The sequence below is a fragment of the Pseudonocardia yunnanensis genome (genome assembly GCF_039534065.1).
Classification (GTDB): Bacteria; Actinomycetota; Actinomycetes; order Mycobacteriales; family Pseudonocardiaceae; genus Pseudonocardia; species Pseudonocardia yunnanensis.
On sequence record NZ_BAAAUS010000013.1, the window covers coordinates 206580 to 223763 of the forward strand.

Here is a 17184-nt window from a genome sequence, read left to right on the forward strand (position 1 = left end):
CATGGAGATGGGTGAGCTGCTGCGCCCGCTGGCGTCGCAGGTCCTCGCCACGCTGGTGCGGCGGCACGGCCAGTTCGACGCGTGCGAGGACGCCGTGCAGGATGCCTTGCTCGCCGCCACCGTGCAGTGGCCCGCCGAGGGGGTGCCGGACAACCCGCGTGGCTGGTTGATCACCGTGGCAGCCCGGCGGCTGGCCGATCAGTGGCGCAGCGAGAGCGCACGCAGGCGCCGCGAGACCACCGCGGCAGCGTTGGCCGGGCCGGAGGAGACGGCGGCAGCCGCCGACGTCGACCAGACCGCCCACGACGACACGCTCACCCTGCTGTTCCTGTGCTGCCACCCGGTGCTGTCGCCCCCGTCGCAGGTCGCGCTCACGTTGCGGGCCGTCGGCGGACTGGCCACCGCCCAGATCGCCAGCGCGTTCCTGGTGCCCGAGGCGACGATGGCCCAGCGGATCAGCCGTGCCAAACGCGCGGTCACAGGCGTGGAGTTCGCCGCCCCGGCCGAAGCCGAGCGGCGACAGCGACTCGGTGCTGTGCTGCACGTGCTCTACCTGGTGTTCAACGAGGGGTACACGGCCACCTCCGGCCCTGACCTGCAACGCCCCGAGCTCACCCGCGAGGCGATCCGGTTGGCCCGCCGGTTGCTGCGGCTCCTGCCCGACGACGGCGAGGTCGCCGGGCTGCTCGCCCTGATGCTGATCACGGAGGCACGCCGCTTCGCCCGCACCCGGTCCGACGGCGCCCTCGTGCCGCTGGCCGAGCAGGACCGCGACTCCTGGGACGGCGCCCTCATCTCGGAGGGGGTGGAGCTGATCAGCGCCACACTCGCGCATGGGCCGGTCGGGCCCTACCAACTGCAGGCCGCGATCGCGGCGGTGCACGCCGAGGCGAAGCGCGCGGAGGACACCGACTGGCCGCAGGTCGCCGCGCTCTACCGGGTGCTCGACGTGGTGGCCCCGAGCCCGATCGTCACGCTCAACCGCGCCGTCGCCGTGGCGATGGTGGACGGGCCGCAGGCCGGTCTGGACCTGCTCGCCACGCTCGACTCCGACGACCGGGTCGCGCGGCACCACCGCGTGCCGGTGGTCCGTGCACACCTGCTGGAGATGGCCGGGGACCTCGTGGCGGCCCTGGCTGCCTACCGGGAGGCCGCCCGCCGGACCACGAGCGTGCCGGAGCAGCGCTACCTCGAGGACCGTGCGGCCCGCCTGAGCGAGTGACAGAGATGACCGTTGGTGCGACCCGCCGTAACGTGATCGCTTCGTCGTCGTTGGCGCAGCGTGCGCCATCACGCCCGCCGCTGGGCCCTGCCGCTGGTTCTGGCTGCTGTCATGGCAGCGGGGGCGGCCGCACCTGCGGTCGCGGATGCCGAGCCTGCCCCGTCGGAGAGTGAGGGGGCGCCCAGCTACGTCGCACTCGGCGACTCCTACGCGGCGGGTCCCGTGATCCCGGTGCAGACCGGGGAGCCCGCCGGGTGTCAGCGCTCCACCCGGAACTACCCGGCGATCGTCGCGGGCGTCCTCGCGCTACCCGACTTCCGGGACGTGACCTGCAGCGCGGCCAGCACAGAGCACCTCACGGCGCCCCAGACCGTGAAGCCGGGGGTGAACGATCCGCAGTTCGACGCCTTGTCGGAGGACACCGGACTCGTGACGGTCACGATCGGTGGCAACGACATCGGCTTCGGCTCGATCATCAGCGAGTGCGCCACGCGCTCCCCGCTGGCGCCTGCCGGAGCCGCGTGCCGCGACTTCTACACGGAAGACGGCAATGACGAGCTCGCGGAGCGGATCGACGCCACGGCGCCGAAGATCGCCGCGGCCCTGGACGAGATCGAGGAGCGCTCTCCCGACGCACGCGTGCTCGTCGTCGGCTACCCGGCGATCCTCCCCGACTCCGGCCCGGGCTGCTTTCCGGCCATCCCGTTCAGCCCGGGGGACGTGGCCTACCTGCGGGAGACCGAGAAGCGGCTCAACGAGATGCTCGCCGACGAAGCCGAGGACGCGGGTGTCGAGTACATCGACACCTACACCCCCTTCATCGGCCACGATGTGTGCACGCTGCCGGGGACCAAGTGGATCGAGGGCCTGATCCCCACGGCTCCGGCCGCGCCGGTGCACCCCAACGCGCTGGGCATGTCGGCGATGGCCACCGCGGTGATCGAGACGCTGGCCGGGCGCTCCGTGCCGGTCGTGGACATCTGATGCGCGTCGGACCAGGGTCATCCGGGCTCGGCGTCGAACCGGAACTGCGCTGCCAGCGCCCGCGTGGCGAAAGCCTGCGGGACGCATCGCAGCACCGTGTCCCGTAGGCGGGCTCGGGCGCCGGTGAGCCGGAGCACCCGGTTCACCCGGCGGGCGGCTCGCTGCAGCTCGCCCGTACGACGGTGCCGCCGGGCGGAGTAGGCGAGCAGGACGTCGGGCACGTCGGTGGGGTCTGCTCCGGCGAGCTCGTTCCCGATGGCCACAGCGTCCTCGAACGCCTGGCAGGCGCCCTGCCCGAGGTCGGGGGTCATCGCGTGGGCCGCGTCGCCGAGCAGAGCGACCCGCCCGATGGCGAACACAGGAAGCGGCCGTGCCAGCTGCGCCGTCTCCACCACGTGCACGCCCTCGGGCGGGGTCGCGTCGATGAGCGCTGTGACGCTCGGGTGCCAGTCGGCTCGGCGGCTGCGCAGCCATCGGTGCTGTTCGTCCGCCGTGGCGATCGGGGCTCCGTCCTCCGCGCTCGCCCGCCAGGCCGAGTACCAGTAGACCCCCTCGGCCATCGGGAGGCAGCCGAACCGGTCACCGGTGCGGTGGTCGAGCAACTCGCCGGCCACCATCGGCACGTTCGCCGGAGTCACGGCGGCGATGGCCCGCGCGGCCTTCTCGCCGGAACCGGCGAGGCCGGGATGTCCTGGGAACAGGGCCCTCCGGAGCCGACTCCCGGCCCCGTCCGCGACCACGACGGCGTCCGCCCGCAGATCCGCCGAGCCATCGAGCTCGACGTGCGCCCCCACCTCGCGCACCGCGGTGACCGCGCAGCCGGTGCGGATAGTGCCGGCGGGGAGCGCCTCGGCCAGTAGACCGTGCAACCACGGCCGGGGCACGGCCACGAACGGTGCGCCGACGTGCGCGGCCATGGCGACCTGGTCGGTCGTGAGCAGGGGGCGTCCGTGCCGGTCACGCAAGGCAGCGCCACCGTCGAGCGGAACGGCTCGGGCCCGTACGGGCTCCCCGAGCCCGAGCGCGTCCAACGCCAGTACTCCGTTGGGCGGGAGGCCGATTCCGGCGCCGGTCTCCCGTGGCTCGGGCGCCCGTTCGAGCACTGTGACCTCGTGTCCCGCCCGGTGGACGGCCAGTGCTGCCGCCAGCCCACCCAGGCCCGCTCCGACCACGACGATGTGCATCCGCAGCCCCTCTACGCTTGTAGAGACCGTATCGCATGATGTTCTACATGAGGTAGAGGAATTGAGTGATCGACGCACGGCGATCCTCGACGCGGCGCTGCACGTGCTGGCGGAGCAGGGCATGCGAGGCCTCACCCATCGCGCGGTCGACGCCGCCGCCGGAATCCCGCCCGGAAGCACCTCGTACTACTTCCGCAGCCGCTCCGCCCTCGTCGCCGGGTGCGTCGAGCGGCTGCTGGAGATCGACATGCGCGTCGACCTCCCACAGGTGCGGTCCGCGGCGACGGACGTCGCGGGCCTCGCAGCAGCGCTCGCGTCCGTCTGCGTCGCGATGGTGACGCGGGAGCGGTACCGCACCCTGGCTCGTTACGAGCTGACCCTCGCGGCCGTGCGTGATGACCACCTGCGTGCCGAGCTGCAGCGAGGCGGAGACACGATCCGTCGCCTGACCGCGGACCTGGTGCGACCCCTCGGGGCGACGGAGCCCGACCGGTCGGCCGATGAGCTCGCCGCCACGCTCGACGGACTGATCCTCACCGCACTGGTGCGGGGCCAGCAGGATGAGCCGGCGCTGACCGCCTGGTTGCGCACGGCGCTGGAGCGGGCGTTGCGGGCTCAGCCCGGGGTCGGGCTCAGAAGATCTTCTCCAGGCGGCTGATCCACTCCTCCCAGCCCTCTCGGAGCGTGTCGTAGTACGAGGGCTCGAACTCGGGACCGGTCCAGCTGTTGGTGATCGTGACCTCGGTGCGGCCCGGCGCGACCTCGTGGAACGTGACGGTCACCGTCTCGTCGCTGATCTGGTCCGCGGGCGTCTGCGAGTGGTGGGTGAAGGTGAACGCGATCCGGGAGTGGGGTTCGAGCGTCAGGTACTCACCGACGAAGCCGTTGACGCTGCCGTCGGCCTCGTGCAGCTCGATGCGGTAGCGACCGCCGACCCGCACGTCGGCGTCGACCACCGTGGCGTACCAACGGCGCATCTGGTCGGGCTCGGTCCACGCGGCGTAGAGCGTGGCAGCGCTCGCCGCGATGATGCGGGAGACGGAGACAGTGTGCGGGACGAGGGTCATCGGGCTTCCTCCGTGGGCGTGGTGACGAACGCTTCGAGGGCGTCCAGCCGGTCGGTCCAGAACTGCTCGTAGAACCGCAGGTGGTGGGTGGCTGCGGCGAGCGGTGCGGGATCCAGGCGGCACACGTGCCGCCTGCCGTGCACGGTGCGGCGCACCAGCCCGGCCCGCTCCAGCACCTTGACGTGCTTCGACGCGGCCGCGAGAGAGATCGGATAGGGCGAGGCCAGCTCGCTGACCGTCTGCTCGCCCTCCGCGAGCCGCCGCACCATCGCCCGGCGCGTCGGATCCGCGAGGGCGTGGAAGACCGCGTCGAGTCGTTCAACCACTCGGTTGAATATAGAGATCTCGGCGAAGAATCGTCAACCGTTCGGTTGAGCATTCCGTGGCTTGCCGGCCGCCCGACGGGCGTGGATCAGCGTTCGTCGTAGCTCTCGACGATCCGCGGGTGCATCGGGAACTGCACCGGCGCCGCGCCGAAGAGCCGGCGGCCGGCCGTGTTCGCCGCCGCGCGGACGGCTGCCGCGGTCTCCTCGGCGGCCTCGGCAGGGACGTGCAGCAGCACCTCGTCGTGCTGGAAGAACACCAGCTGCGCCGGGCTCCCGGCCGCACGGAGCGACAGCCGCAGCTCGGCCAGCAACACGAGCGCCCACTCGGCCGCGGTGGCCTGCACGACGAAGTTGCGGGTGAACCGGCCGCGGGCCCGTGCCGCGGCCGGTTGCTCGTGGCCCGGCCGCGCAGGCGGGCAGGTGCGCCCGAGATGCGAGCGCACGAGCCTGCCCTCCTCGCCCGCTTTCGCGGCGTCCTCGACGTAGGCCATCGCCGCCGGGAACCGCTTGCGCAGAGTGGCCAGCAACGCGCCGGCACCGCCGGAGGTCTGTCCGTACATCGCCGAGAGCAGCGCGAGCTTGGCCGTGGCGCGGTCGCCGCCGAACTCGCGGACCGAGAGTGCGGAGTACAGGTCGTCCTCGCCGGGGGCGAGCGCATGGTCCCCCGACAGCGCCGCCAGCACGCGGGGCTCGAGCTGGGCGGCGTCGGCCGCAACCAGGCGCCATCCCGGATCGGCGCGCACGGCCGGGCGAAGGGCACGCGGGATCTGCAGAGCACCCCCACCGCGGGTGGCCCAGCGGCCGGACACGACACCGCCGACCACGTACTCGGGCCGGAACCGGCCGCCGTCGACCCAGCTGCGCAGCCACGACCATCCGTGCGCGGAGTGCAGCCTGGCGAGTTCCTTGTACGCGAGTAGAGGCTCCACGGCCGGGTGCTCGATCTGCCGCAGCTCCCATGACCGGGTGGTCTGCAGCTCGTGGCCGACCCGGGCGAAGGCGCGCATCACCTCGGCAGGTGAGTCGGGGTTGAGCGGGCGGCCACCGAAGGCGGCGACCACCTCGTCGGCCAGCGCTTGCACCTTCGGCGGCCGGCCACCGAGAACGGGGCGGGGGCCGAGCAGATCGGTGAGCAGCCGGTCGTGCACGTCGGCCCGCCACGGGAGCCCGTGGCAGGTCATCTCCTCGGCCACGAGCATCCCGGCGGATTCCGCGGCGGCCAGCAGCCGCATTCCCGGCGTGGCCGCGGCGAGTGCCTGCTGCTGCGTTGCATGAACGGCCACCAGGTCGGCCAGCTCGTCGGTGGCCGCCGCGGTCTCGAACAAGGCCGGTGGCCCGTCGTCCGCGTCGGGCCGGTCGGGCTCGGGCGTGCGCCCATGGAGCCGGTCGACGGCCGCTGCGAGCCCGTGCGGGTCTCCGAAGCGGCCTGCCGCTCCTACGAGAAGCCCTTCCACCAGCTCGACGTCGTGGGCGCGCGCCACCTGCACCCCGGCGGCGAGCAGCCGCCGGTAGGTGCGGGCCCGCGCGACCACCCACCGCGGCGCGTTGTCACGCTCCAGGTCGGCGACGCGGGCCAGCGGCCCGAGCGTCTCCGGGGATCCGAGCGGCGCACCGTCGTGGTCGAGCCGCTGGATCCGGGCCGGGCCGTCGCGTGACCCGGGGTCGAGCGCGATCCTCATCGGCGCCATGCGGCGGAGCGGCGGGGCAGCAGCCCGGCGAGCAACCCGCGCTGCGGCACGCTCAGGATCTCCTCCGGACCGGCGCCGACCTCGGCGAGCACGTCGTTGGCCGCCAGCACGCCCGACGCCGATGCACGCTCCATGAGGCCGGTGAGGAAGGGCGTGTCCACGAAGTCGCCCGCCACCCGGATTCCTCTGCCGTCTCCGCTGACCGTGGGCCTTGTGCCGGCACCGCCCGGCGGGAAGGTGGGGGCTGTGGCCTCGAACCGCTGCTGGAGGTGTACCACAGTGGCGTCGCGCGTCTCCGGCCACAGCGCGGCGAGCTCGGCGCGCATGCGAGCGGTGGCCGTGTGGGCGTCGGGGGCGGAGCAGGCGTAGGAGTGCAGCTCCAGCACCGCCCCACCGGTGCGTGCCGCCCACTCGGCGCACGGCTGCTCCAGCCGGGAGTAGACGGTGATCGAGTCGAGCGTGGGTTCCCGGCTCACCGCGTTGAACACGGGACGTTCGGGTGCGACGTCGGAGCCGAGCCAGAGTCGGGTGACGGCGAACGGCGGGGCCAGGGGGAGCGCGGCCGCCTTCCTCGCGAGCCGCGGAGCGACCTCGGCGGCGCGCGGTGACGCCGCGAGCAGGCTCCGCAGGGCGCCCGGGTGCACGGCCAGCACCAGGTGGCGGGTGTCGAGCGTGGAACCGTCGGAGAGCTCGACGCGCCAGCGGTGGCCGTCGGCCGGAACGAGCGCGCTCGCCGCGGTGGACGTGCGGACCTGCGCGCCGCGCTTCTCCAGCAGAGCCTGCAGCGGCTCCCAGATGCAGGTGAGATGGTCGGTGGCGGGCGCGTCGAAGGCGATGCCCTCGGGGTTGCCGAGGAAGTAGTAGTGGAACATCGCGATCAGCTCGGCCGTGGACAGCGCCTCCGGCTCGGCGAAGAACGACCGCGCGAACGCCTCGAAGAGCATCGCCAGCGCGCGGTCGGACATCCGCAGCCCGGCCAGGAACTCCGCTGCCGGTACGGCATCGAACAGCGCCGTGGTGCGGTCGCGGTCGTAGGCGAGCAGCTCGGCGGCCAGCGCCTGCCGGGAGCCGAGGAGATCGCGCAGGCCCAGGCTGGGGGAGCGGGCGAACAGCGTGATCAGGTTGAGCGGGGGCGCCCCGGGAAGGCCCGTGAGCTGCTCGGGCGGGTGCTCCCGGGAGATCACCGGATAGCCGCTGACCGGGCGCAGGAAGCTCAGCTCCGGGTCGATCCGGCGCAGCACCGAGCGCCACGTGTAGTAGTGGCGGAAGAAGGCGTGGAAACCGTGCTCGACCACCTGCTCCGTGCCGTCGGGCAGGGTGTGGGGCCACGCGCCGAGGCGGCCGCCGAGCGTGGGTGCGGCCTCCAGCAGCGTGACCGACACGCCGCGTTCGGCGAGCACGACCGCGGCTGTGACTCCGGCCACCCCTCCGCCGACGATCACCGCCTCGGTGCCGGCCGGGGCGTCGCGTGGAAGACGCGTGTCGGCGGGCACAACCACCCGCGGACGCATCCGCAGCGGAGCGGCCCGAGTGGTCAGCTCTCGGTTCACGGCGTGACCTTATGTGCCGCCACCGACAGTGCCCGGAATGCGCCGGGACGTGGCGAGGTTGGCGCGGACATGACGGTAGAACTCGGGCGGTACGGAGTATGGCGGGGCGCGGCTGGGCTCAGCCCGGAGCTTGCGGCGGAGGTGGAGGCGCTGGGTTACGGCGCCATCTGGATCGGCGGCTCGCCTCCCGGGGACCTCGCCCTCGCGGAGTCGATGCTCGCCGCAACGCAGCACATCGCCGTGGCCACCGGCATCGTCAACATGTGGACGACCGCCGCCGAGGAGGCGGCGGCGTCCTACCACCGGATCGAGGCGGCGTACCCCGGCCGCTTCCTGCTCGGAGTGGGCATCGGGCACCCCGAGGCGATCAAGGAATATCGCAAGCCCTACGACATGATCGTCGACTACCTCGACCGCCTCGACGCCGCGAAGGTGCCGGTGGAGGGGCGCGCGCTCGCCGCACTGGGGCCGAAGGTGCTCGCACTGTCCGCCGAGCGGACGGCAGGTGCCCACCCGTACCTGACCACCCCGGAGCACACCCGCGAGGCGCGGAAGATCCTCGGAGAGGGCACGCTGCTCGCGCCCGAGCACAAGGTGGTGCTCGACACCGACCCGGAGCGCGCCCGGGCCATCGGGCGTCCTGTCGTCGAGAAGCCTTACCTCGGCCTGCGCAACTACGTGTCCAACCTCAAGCGACTGGGGTGGAGCGACGAGGACGTGGCCGACGGCGGGAGCGACCAGCTGATCGACGCTCTCGTCGCCCACGGTGACGCCGACGCCGTGGCTGCCCGCCTCACCGAGCACCTCGACGCCGGCGCCGACCACGTGTGCGCCCAGGTTCTGCCGAACGGAGACGACCCGCTGCCCGCCCTGCGTGAGCTCGCGGAGGCGCTGAAGCTCCGCTGAGCCGCATGAGCTGACACCTCACGAGGCCGCCGCGCCCCGGTGCGCGGCGGCCCTCGTGTATCCCGTGTGCGGGCGGGTTCGCGACCGCGCCTGACCGGCTCAGTCGCGCACCTGCTCTGCCTGGGGGTAGACCTGCGGGGCGACGAGACCACAGTGCGGGTAGTCCTCGATCGGCATCCGGTGCGGGGCATCTACCTGATCGGCCTCCGCCGCCCGCAGCGGGCGCCGGACCACCGCGAACGCCAGCAGCGATGCCCCCACCAGCAGGGCCGCCCCGATCACCATCGAGGTCCTGAACCCGGCCTCGAGGGAAGCAGGGTCGGCGTAGTCGTCACCCCTGATGCCGGCGACACCGGGGATCACGGCCACCGCCAGCAGCCCCGCCGCCCGGGCGACCGCGTTGTTCACGCCCGACGCCGAGCCTGCGTAGCGGTCCGGGGCACTGTCGAGCACGGTGGCGGTGAGCGGCGCGACGGTCAGCGCCAGACCCGCGCCGAAGACGACCACGGCGGGCAGGACGTCGGCCAGCCACGTCGCGTCGGCACCGATCCGCAGCATGAGCAGCAAGCCCGCCGCGCTGATCAGCGGACCGATCGTCAGCGGCAACCGCGGCCCGATCCGTCCGGCGAGGGCTCCGGCGCGCGCGGAGAACGCCAGCATGATCACCGTGACGGGAAGCAGGGACGTGCCGGCGGCGAGCGGGCTGAAGCCGGCGACGGTCTGCAGTTGCAGCACCAGCAGCAGGAACACCACGCCGTTGGCGGCGTAGATCAGCAGCGTCACTGCGTTGGTGGCGCTGAACGTCCGGTTGCGGAACAGCTCGGGTGGCACCAACGGGTGGTGCGAACGCCGCTCCACCAGCACGAACGCGACCAGCGCCGCGATCCCGACGACCAGGCCGACGATCAGGTCCGGTGTCGCCCCGCGTTCGCTGAGCCCGGTGAGCGAGTAGGTCAGCCCGGCGAGGCCCAGCACGGCGAGCGCCGTGCCGGAGATGTCCAGGCCGGGGACGGACTCGGTGTCGCGGCTCTCCGGTACGTGCTGCAGCGCCACCACGACGACGAGCACGGCCAGCGGGAGGTTGATGAGGAACACCGCCCGCCAGTTCCACTCCACGAGCCAGCCCCCGAGAAAGGGCCCGATGGCGCCGGCGATCCCGCTGAGGCCCGACCAGGCGCCGACGGCGGCGGCCCGGTCCGGTCCGTGGAACGACGCCGAGATCAGCGCCAGGCTGCCGGGCGTGAGGAGCGCACCGCCGATGCCCTGCAGTGCCCTGGCCGCGATGAGCGTCTCGACGTTCGGGGAGAGACCGCACAGCAGCGACGCCACCGCGAACCACACGACGCCGATGACGAAGATGCGGCGACGCCCGAAGTGGTCACCGAGCGAGCCGCCGAGCAGGATCAGGGAGGCGAGGGTGAGCGTGTACGCGTTGACGGTCCACTGCAGCGCGACGAACCCGGCGTCGAACTCGGCGCCGATGTGTGCCAGCGCCACGTTCACCACGGTGCTGTCGATCATCGCGAGGCTCGATCCGAGCACTGTCGTGAGGAGCACCCATCGCCCCCGCGCCGAGCCCATACGGATGCCGCCCGCGTCAGCCATGGCCCCAACTATGCCTCCGGCACCTGGAGGCGAGTGAGGTCGGCCACCGGCTGTCTCGTGATCGTCGACTTCTGTTGCCCCGGGGTAAAGAATCGTTGTGGAGATCCCCAGATGGAGGTCCCCGGAAGCCTTCTACCTGAAGTAGAATGGATGAGTGCCGACGCTGGGGGAACTGGAACGGGCCGTGATGGAGACCCTGTGGTCGGCCACCGGACCTGTCACCGCGCGCGATGTGCAGGAGGCGCTGGCCAGCCGCGATCTGGCCACCACCACGGTGCTCACGGTGCTCGGGCGGTTGGAGCGCAAGGGCCTCGTCACCCGGGAACGGGAGGGCCGGGCTCACCGCTACCGGTCGGTGGCGAGCCGTGAGGATCACGTGGCCGAGCTCATGCGTGACGCGCTGGATGCGGCGCCGGACCGGGGGGCTGTGCTGGCCCGTTTCCTCGGCACGATCGCCGCAGACGAGCGTGCCGCTTTGCGCAAGCTGCTCGACTGAACCAATCTGCTACCGATGACGCTTACCGCGCTCGGTCTGCTCGTGCTCGGCGTACTCCTCGCCGAGCCGGCCAGCAGGGCGCTCGCAGCCGCCCACTGGCCCGCTCGCGACCCCGTCGGCGCCCTGCTCGTCTGGCAGGCGGTCGGGCTCGCCGGCGGACTGGCGCTGCTCGGCTCCGGAGTGGTGTACGGCCTCTCGCCGCTCGGGCCGTCGCTGCCGGTCGCCGCGTCCGGGGCCCTCGACGCACTGGCGGTCGGCGAGGTTCCCCGGGCGCTCACGCTCGTCCATTTCATCGCATTGCTGGCGGCGCTGGCGCTGGCGCTGCGGCTGCTGTGGGTGCTGGCGGCGGTCGCGGTGCGGACCGTGCGGGCCCGCCGTCGCCACCGTGACCTGCTCGACCTGTTGGGCACGCCGTGGCCTGCCGTGCCCGGCGCCCACGTGCTCGACCATCCGATTCCGGTTGCGTACTGCCTGCCGGGCCTGCGGTCGCGGCTGGTGCTCTCCGCCGGTGTCCTCGATGTCCTGGACCCACCAGCCGTGCAGGCTGTGCTCGCTCATGAGCAGGCCCACCTGCGGGAGCGCCACGATCTGGTGGTGCTCCCCTTCGTCGCCTGGGGGGCCACGGCGCCGTTCATCCGCGGGATGGTCTGCGCGCAGCTGGCCGTGGCCACACTGATCGAGATGCGTGCCGACGACGTGGCAGCGAGCCAGGTCACCCCGCACGAGCTGACGGGGGCGCTGCGGACGATGGGCGGTGCCGCACCGGCGGCCGCTCTGAGCTCCTTCACCGACGGGCTCGACGATCGGCTGGGCCGGATCACGGCCCCGCCACAGCCCCTGCCGCCCGCGGTCCGGGTGCTCGTCCGGCTCGTTGCGGCTGCGCTGGTGGCGTTACCCACCGCCCTGCTGTTCTTCCCCTGACCAGCCCGCCCCGGAGCGGCTCAGGCCGGCCCGTTCGCCCACAGGACCGTCACCGCCCCCACCGTGGCGTGACCGCGCCAGTCGAGAGCGCCTGCGGGCGAGAACTGTGCGTACTCCACACGCCAGCCACCGTCGTCCTGCTGGGCAGCGGCGAGCCGATGCAGATCCGCGGTGACGACCTCGGGCGCGAAGAGGGCCCGCACCGGGCGTCCCGGCACCGGGGCGATGTCCAGCGGGCGGATCACCTCGTTCTCGGTGCCACCCTCGACAGGGATGACACCGCTCGCCGGCACATGGACGCCCAGCTTCGCGATGACAGCGGCTGCAGCGGGGTCCTTGTCGTGCAGGGCATCCAGGAACCGCAACGCGAAGGCCAGCACGAGTGCGTGCGGGGCGTCGGTCATCGTCCGGATGGCGCCGAGGCAGTACCGCGTCGCCCCCGCGAGCCACGGATGCGCGGCGACGGCCGGGTCGTGCCGGGCCACCTGCAGCGCGACGGCGGTGACGATCGCGGTGATCTGCAGCGACGACGTCCGCGGGTCGGCGTGGGCCCACCACGCCGCCGTCCCCGCCGGGTCGCGCACCGGAAGGGCGAACGGGAGACCACCGTCGGCGAGCGAGACCGACTCCAGCCAGTCGCACAGCGCGGAGGCGCGCGGCGAGGTCGTCGGCCCGATCTCCGCGAACACCTCGAAGGCGTGCAGTGCCGCCCCGGGCTGGCTGGTACACGACCGCAGGTCCGGTTCCAGTCCCCAGCCGTACCCGCCGTCGGCGTTGCTGTAGGCCTCCAGCGCGGCCAGGGCGGCCTGCGGGCCGCCCTCACCGAGCAGCAGCCGGAGTCTGTGGCGGTCGAGCGGGCGGGCGTGGGTTGCCATGAAGTCGCGCGCGGCGGCGAGGTCGATCGTCGGATGCACGGTCATGGGACGAGCCTCTCGTTCCGCGCGGCGCGTGTCGTGAACGTTCCGGTCACCCGCGCTCTGCACGCAACGGCGCGCTGGCGCGGCGCAGCTGTCCCAGCGCCTCCGCCCAGGACCGCACCAAGCTCGTCTCGTGGTAGGGCACCCCGATCTCGGCGCAGAAGCTCCGGACGATCGGGCGTGCACGGCGCACGTTCGGCGTCGGCATGCTCGGGAACAGATGGTGCTCGATCTGGTGGTTGAGCCCGCCCATCGCCACGTGCAGCAGGCCGTCGGTGCGGGAGCCACCCCGCACGTTCCGAGAGGTGATCACCTGCTTGCGCAGGAAGTCCAGGCGCTCCTCGGGCATCGCCATCCCCTTGTGGTTGGGCGCGAAGATCGAACCGAGATACACGCCGAACAGGGCCTGATGCACCACGAAGAAGCCGATCGCGAGAACCGGGGGCAGCACGAGGAACAGCGCCGTCAGGTACCCGACGGCGTGCGCCGCGAGCAGGCAGAGCTCCAGCCTGCGGCCGCGCACCATCGCGCCACGCTCGCCCAGCAGCCCCCGCACGCTGCTCCTGCGCAGGTCGATACCGGCCAGGGTGAGCAGCGGGAAGAACAGCAACGCCTGATGGCGGTTCACGAACCGGGTGAGGCCGCGGGCCGCCGAGGCCTGCTCACCGGTCCAGACCAGCGCTCCCGCCTCCACATCGGGGTCAAGTCCCTCGTGGTTGGGGTTCGCGTGGTGGCGTGTGTGCTTGTCCATCCACCAGCCGTAGGACATCCCGATGCCGAGATTGCCGAGCACCCTGCCGGTGATCACGGCGGGCCTTCTGGTCCGGAAGACCTGCCGGTGCGCCACGTCGTGGGCGAGCAGCGCGACCTGTCCGTACACGACGGCGGCGGCCGCGGCGACGAGCAACTGCCACGGCGAGTCCCCGAGCAGGACGAACGTGCTGATCGTCCCGGCGATCAGCGCACCCACGAGAAGGAAGCGGATGACGTAGTAGCCGGGCCGGCGATCCAGCAGACCGGCGGCGGCGATCCGGCGCGACAGCTGCGCGTAGTCGCTCCCGGATCGCGGCGGTCCGTCGAACAGGTCGGTGGCGTCGGGCAGCGCGGTGTCGTCGGGCAGGGCCGTGTCGATGGTCATGCGGCGAGCCTGCGCTGGCGCGGGCCTGCTGATGAGCCGGTGCGCCCCCGAGTGCCGGTGGGGTGTTCCCCCGTGCGGTCCTGGTGCGGACCGCAGACCGCTCCGCTACCCGGCGGTGCGGGGCGCGTCGAGCGCGCTGAGCTCGAGGTCGCCCTCGACGATCCGCCGGGCTACCTCGCTGATGCGCTGGTTGCGGTTGCGGGAGTGGCTGCGCAGGCGCTCGAACGCCGCGCTCATGGTCAGCCCGCCGTGCTGGGCGAGTACGCCCTTGGCCTGCTCGATGATCACGCGGCTGTTCAGGGCCGTCTGGAGCTGCTCGATCAGCACCTCCCCGCGTCGGACGGCACGTTCCTGGAGGATCGCCACCGTGGCCACGTCGGCGAGCGCCTGGGCCAGCGCCAGGTCGTCGTCGGGAAGCGAACCCGGCTCCCGGCGGAAGAGGTTCATGGCGCCGATCGCCGTGCCACGCAGCCGCAGCGGGACCGCGTACACCGCCCTGTAGAGCCGACGCGTCCGCATCGCCTCGGTGAGCGCGGGCCAGCGGTCGTCCACCTCGGCGAGGTCGGGGACGGCCACTGGGCTCGCCGTGCGTACGCACTCGACGCAGGGGCCGTCGTCGGCCTGGAGCTGCAGCAGCTCCATCTGGCTCACGTCCTCGTCCGACGAGGCCACGACCTGCAGAAAGCCCTGAGAGTCGGCCAGGAGGATGCCCACGGCGTCGGCGGCGAACAGCGTGCCGCAGTCGCCGACCAACTGGTTCAGGAGGTCGACGATGTCGTAGTCGTCGATGAGGGCGTCCGCGAGCCCGACGAAGGCCTTGCTCAAGAGACCCTCGCGGCCACTGATCGTTTCACTCATCGCCTGTTTCTCCTTGCCCAAGAACGCTCTCGGACCAACCACTGTCCGGCATGTCCGGATCATCATCAGAACGGCTGACACTACTTCCTCGCCGGACCTTTCGAAAACATTACAAGGTCCGTTGGTATACGGATCGAGGAAGGTACCCGAGATCGGCTCGAGCGCCGAATCTTGAGGCAAATACTATCGATTCCGAGATCGAGATACGCAGCCACCGCCCCGCTGCGCTCCGCTGCCTGGACCAGCCCGTATGCGGCGTTCGGGCCCACCCGGGTCATCTATCCGTGAGGCGAGTGACGTACCGTGCTGGTCCACAAGCGCGGTCGGTCCGAAAGGGAACACGGTGGCAAGCCCATCGAGTGGCGTCTCGTGCAGCGGATGAGCGGCCCGGCCGGCGGTCAGGTCGGCCCCGCGACCCGAGCGGTACTGGCGGGCGCCGGAACCGTCCGCGACGACCGCGACCTCGCCGAGCGGGTCTGCCGGGCGTGCCTGACCGGTCAGGACGTCGACGGGGCGGCGGTCATGCTGCGGCCGGCGAGCGTCGCGCGCGAGATGCTGTGGGCCAGCGACGGCACCGCCACCCTGCTCGACGACCTCGAGTTCAGCCTCGGAGAGGGGGCCTGCACGGAGGCCGCGGCGTCCGGTCGTCCGGTGCTCGTCCCGGACATCTGCGACACCGCCGAGGCATGCCGATGGCCGGTCTTCGCTGCGGCGGTCGTCGAACGCACCCCCGCCAGGGCCCTCTTCGCGCTGCCCCTCCAGTGGGGTCCGGTGAACCTCGGGGTGCTCCACCTCTACCGCCGGACGCCGGGGTCGCTGCCGCCCGACCAGCGCAGGGACGCGCTGCGCGCCGCGAGCGCGGCGACGTCGATGATGCTCGGATCCCACACCGGCCCGGGGGACGGCCCGTGGCTCGACCTCGCGATCGGGAACCGGGCCGAGGTCCACCAGGCCACCGGCATGGTCCTGGCACAGCTCGGGATCAGCGCCACGGAGGCGCTCGCGAGAATGCGCGCCTATGCGTTCAGCGAGCAACGGCTGCTCACCGATGTGGCCCACGACATCGTGTGCCGGAGGCTGCGGTTCACCCCCGATCCGTCCTCATTCGACTGAATCCGATCGGGCGGGTGAAGCGCGCGATCCGACACTCCTGCGGACGCGCTCGACAGCAACGAGAAGTGATGCCGCGGAATGCGCTCACCCGACGGTTCTGCAGTAGGTGGTTCAGTTCTCGAATCCGGCCACGGACCGTGTTGTCGGCGTGACCGTGGATACCGGTCGGACCGTGATCACATGATGATCACGGGGCGAGGACGACCTTGCCCGTGGTGCCCCGTTCCTCCAACGCGGTGTGAGCCTGTGCCGCGTCGGCGAGTGGGAACGCCGGATGCACCACCGGCACCAGCCGGCCCGCTGCGGCCTCGGCCAGGGCGCGGGTCTCGAGCGGCCGGAGTCCGCCGTAGCGGCGCAGCATGCGCGGCCCGGTGACCCACACGGTCGACAGGCTCCCCGCCACGACGTCGGCGCTGGTGAACTGCGTGGGCTCGCCGGCCGACCAGCCGAACATGACGATCCGGCCTCCGACGTCGAGCATCTCCAGTCCCGCCCGGCCCACCTCGCCGCCGACGCCGTCCAGCAGCAGCGTCGGCTTGCGCCCGCCGAGTGCGGCGAGGAGCTCATCGCGCCAGCCCACCGCCCTGTAGTCGACGGCGACGTCGGCCCCCAGCGCCCGGACCCGTGCCACCTTGTCCGGCCCTCCGGCCAGTCCCGCCACAGTGGCGCCCGCGACCCGCGCGGCCTGGATGAACAGGGTCCCCATCCCGCCCGCGGCCGCGGGAACCAGCACGACGTCCTCGGCGACGATCTCGGCGGCGTCGAGGATGCCCAGCGCCGTGCGTCCGGTGCCGATCATCGCGACCGCCGCCTGCGGGGCCAGTCCGTCGGGCAGCGGGTGCAGCGCCGCGGCCGGGGCCAGTGCCAGCTCGGCATAACCGCCACTGGCCATCCCCAGGTGGGCCACCACCTGGCGTCCCACCCAGCTGGGCTCCACGCCGGGCCCCACGTCGGTGACGACGCCCGACACCTCACGGCCCGGGGTCATCGGCAGCGGCGGCGGCGGGAAGGGGCCGCCCGTCATGCCTGCCCGGATGAACGTGTCGAGCAGGTGGACGCCGGCCGCGGCGACCCGGACGAGCACGTGACCCTCACCGGGTACGGGATCGGGGACCTCCTCGAACCGTAGGTTGATCGCCGGTCCGAACTCGTACTGCCGGATCGCCTTCATGATTCTCCCTCACACCCAGTGACCTGCGGCGATGACCG

General features: G+C 72.4%; 17 protein-coding genes. 7 read left to right on the forward strand and 10 right to left on the reverse strand.

The window, feature by feature from the left end; all coding sequences use genetic code 11:
* Position 1: 1 nt before the first annotated feature.
* Both ABD743_RS14760 and ABD743_RS14765 read left to right on the forward strand, forming a co-directional pair.
* Positions 2-1222, forward strand: a complete 1221-nt coding sequence (locus tag ABD743_RS14760; protein WP_344722803.1) for an RNA polymerase sigma factor — start codon at positions 2-4, stop codon at positions 1220-1222.
* Positions 1223-1333: 111 nt separating this feature from the next.
* On the forward strand, positions 1334-2206 hold the full coding sequence (locus ABD743_RS14765) for an SGNH/GDSL hydrolase family protein (RefSeq protein ID WP_344722611.1): 873 nt from the start codon (positions 1334-1336) through the stop codon (positions 2204-2206).
* A 17-nt stretch (positions 2207-2223) separates the two neighbouring features.
* Here ABD743_RS14765 and ABD743_RS14770 read toward each other — a convergent pair whose 3' ends face one another.
* A complete protein-coding gene (locus tag ABD743_RS14770) occupies positions 2224-3513 on the reverse strand; it encodes an FAD-dependent oxidoreductase (protein ID WP_344722612.1) in 1290 nt (429 codons plus the stop codon).
* On the opposite strand from ABD743_RS14770, the gene ABD743_RS14775 reads away from it, so the two are divergent.
* Entirely contained in the window at positions 3452-4048 is a 597-nt protein-coding gene (locus ABD743_RS14775; RefSeq protein WP_344722613.1) for a TetR/AcrR family transcriptional regulator, read from the forward strand. The genes ABD743_RS14770 and ABD743_RS14775 overlap by 62 nt on opposite strands.
* Here ABD743_RS14775 and ABD743_RS14780 read toward each other — a convergent pair.
* The 4 genes from ABD743_RS14780 to ABD743_RS14795 all read right to left on the reverse strand — a co-directional run bounded on the left by ABD743_RS14780 (position 4023) and on the right by ABD743_RS14795 (position 8021).
* Complete coding sequence (locus ABD743_RS14780) at positions 4023-4457, reverse strand: SRPBCC family protein (protein ID WP_344722614.1); 435 nt, start codon at positions 4455-4457, stop codon at positions 4023-4025. The genes ABD743_RS14775 and ABD743_RS14780 overlap by 26 nt on opposite strands.
* Complete coding sequence (locus tag ABD743_RS14785; protein ID WP_344722615.1) at positions 4454-4783, reverse strand: ArsR/SmtB family transcription factor; 330 nt, start codon at positions 4781-4783, stop codon at positions 4454-4456. The genes ABD743_RS14780 and ABD743_RS14785 overlap by 4 nt, the downstream gene beginning before the upstream one ends.
* 86 nt (positions 4784-4869) lie before the next feature.
* A complete protein-coding gene (locus tag ABD743_RS14790; protein ID WP_344722616.1) occupies positions 4870-6462 on the reverse strand; it encodes a bifunctional 3'-5' exonuclease/DNA polymerase in 1593 nt (530 codons plus the stop codon).
* A complete protein-coding gene (locus ABD743_RS14795) occupies positions 6459-8021 on the reverse strand; it encodes an FAD-dependent oxidoreductase (protein ID WP_344722617.1) in 1563 nt (520 codons plus the stop codon). The genes ABD743_RS14790 and ABD743_RS14795 overlap by 4 nt, the downstream gene beginning before the upstream one ends.
* A 69-nt stretch (positions 8022-8090) precedes the next feature.
* On the opposite strand from ABD743_RS14795, the gene ABD743_RS14800 reads away from it, so the two are divergent.
* Complete coding sequence (locus ABD743_RS14800; protein ID WP_344722618.1) at positions 8091-8927, forward strand: LLM class F420-dependent oxidoreductase; 837 nt, start codon at positions 8091-8093, stop codon at positions 8925-8927.
* A gap of 99 nt (positions 8928-9026) precedes the next feature.
* Here ABD743_RS14800 and ABD743_RS14805 read toward each other — a convergent pair whose 3' ends face one another.
* Positions 9027-10532, reverse strand: coding sequence for an MFS transporter (locus tag ABD743_RS14805; protein WP_344722619.1), 1506 nt, complete (start codon positions 10530-10532; stop codon positions 9027-9029).
* Between the two features lie 154 nt (positions 10533-10686).
* Between ABD743_RS14805 and ABD743_RS14810 the strand changes: the two genes are divergently transcribed.
* A complete protein-coding gene (locus ABD743_RS14810) occupies positions 10687-11028 on the forward strand; it encodes a BlaI/MecI/CopY family transcriptional regulator (RefSeq protein ID WP_344722620.1) in 342 nt (113 codons plus the stop codon).
* Between the two features lie 15 nt (positions 11029-11043).
* Positions 11044-11949, forward strand: coding sequence for a M56 family metallopeptidase (locus tag ABD743_RS14815; protein ID WP_344722621.1), 906 nt, complete (start codon positions 11044-11046; stop codon positions 11947-11949).
* Between the two features lie 20 nt (positions 11950-11969).
* Here ABD743_RS14815 and ABD743_RS14820 read toward each other — a convergent pair whose 3' ends face one another.
* The 3 genes from ABD743_RS14820 to ABD743_RS14830 all read right to left on the reverse strand — a co-directional run bounded on the left by ABD743_RS14820 (position 11970) and on the right by ABD743_RS14830 (position 14862).
* The gene (locus tag ABD743_RS14820) at positions 11970-12869 is read right to left on the reverse strand and encodes a hypothetical protein (RefSeq protein WP_344722622.1); all 900 of its coding nucleotides are present in this window, start codon (positions 12867-12869) and stop codon (positions 11970-11972) included.
* A 46-nt stretch (positions 12870-12915) separates the two neighbouring features.
* Positions 12916-14004, reverse strand: a complete 1089-nt coding sequence (locus ABD743_RS14825) for a fatty acid desaturase family protein (protein WP_344722623.1) — start codon at positions 14002-14004, stop codon at positions 12916-12918.
* A gap of 105 nt (positions 14005-14109) precedes the next feature.
* Positions 14110-14862, reverse strand: a complete 753-nt coding sequence (locus tag ABD743_RS14830) for an ANTAR domain-containing protein (protein ID WP_344722624.1) — start codon at positions 14860-14862, stop codon at positions 14110-14112.
* Between the two features lie 378 nt (positions 14863-15240).
* Between ABD743_RS14830 and ABD743_RS14835 the strand changes: the two genes are divergently transcribed.
* Positions 15241-15975: a GAF and ANTAR domain-containing protein gene (locus ABD743_RS14835; RefSeq protein ID WP_344722625.1), complete on the forward strand. Its 735-nt coding sequence runs from the start codon at positions 15241-15243 to the stop codon at positions 15973-15975.
* 187 nt (positions 15976-16162) lie between these two features.
* Here ABD743_RS14835 and ABD743_RS14840 read toward each other — a convergent pair whose 3' ends face one another.
* Complete coding sequence (locus ABD743_RS14840; protein WP_344722626.1) at positions 16163-17146, reverse strand: zinc-binding dehydrogenase; 984 nt, start codon at positions 17144-17146, stop codon at positions 16163-16165.
* Positions 17147-17184 lie beyond the last annotated feature (38 nt).

What these genes read in the sequence shown, in the direction of transcription:
- ABD743_RS14815 (WP_344722621.1), top strand. Translation starts at nt 11,044, where the DNA reads ATGACGCTTACCGCGCTCGGTCTGCTCGTGCTCGGCGTACTCCTCGCC.
- ABD743_RS14830 (WP_344722624.1), bottom strand. Translation starts at nt 14,862, where the DNA reads ATGAGTGAAACGATCAGTGGCCGCGAGGGTCTCTTGAGCAAGGCCTTC.
- ABD743_RS14760 (WP_344722803.1), top strand. Translation starts at nt 2, where the DNA reads ATGGAGATGGGTGAGCTGCTGCGCCCGCTGGCGTCGCAGGTCCTCGCC.
- ABD743_RS14840 (WP_344722626.1), bottom strand. Translation starts at nt 17,146, where the DNA reads ATGAAGGCGATCCGGCAGTACGAGTTCGGACCGGCGATCAACCTACGG.
- ABD743_RS14825 (WP_344722623.1), bottom strand. Translation starts at nt 14,004, where the DNA reads ATGACCATCGACACGGCCCTGCCCGACGACACCGCGCTGCCCGACGCC.
- ABD743_RS14805 (WP_344722619.1), bottom strand. Translation starts at nt 10,532, where the DNA reads ATGGCTGACGCGGGCGGCATCCGTATGGGCTCGGCGCGGGGGCGATGG.
- ABD743_RS14780 (WP_344722614.1), bottom strand. Translation starts at nt 4,457, where the DNA reads ATGACCCTCGTCCCGCACACTGTCTCCGTCTCCCGCATCATCGCGGCG.
- ABD743_RS14790 (WP_344722616.1), bottom strand. Translation starts at nt 6,462, where the DNA reads ATGAGGATCGCGCTCGACCCCGGGTCACGCGACGGCCCGGCCCGGATC.
- ABD743_RS14770 (WP_344722612.1), bottom strand. Translation starts at nt 3,513, where the DNA reads ATGCCCTGCTCCGCCAGCACGTGCAGCGCCGCGTCGAGGATCGCCGTG.
- ABD743_RS14800 (WP_344722618.1), top strand. Translation starts at nt 8,091, where the DNA reads ATGACGGTAGAACTCGGGCGGTACGGAGTATGGCGGGGCGCGGCTGGG.
- ABD743_RS14835 (WP_344722625.1), top strand. Translation starts at nt 15,241, where the DNA reads ATGAGCGGCCCGGCCGGCGGTCAGGTCGGCCCCGCGACCCGAGCGGTA.
- ABD743_RS14765 (WP_344722611.1), top strand. Translation starts at nt 1,334, where the DNA reads ATGGCAGCGGGGGCGGCCGCACCTGCGGTCGCGGATGCCGAGCCTGCC.
- ABD743_RS14820 (WP_344722622.1), bottom strand. Translation starts at nt 12,869, where the DNA reads ATGACCGTGCATCCGACGATCGACCTCGCCGCCGCGCGCGACTTCATG.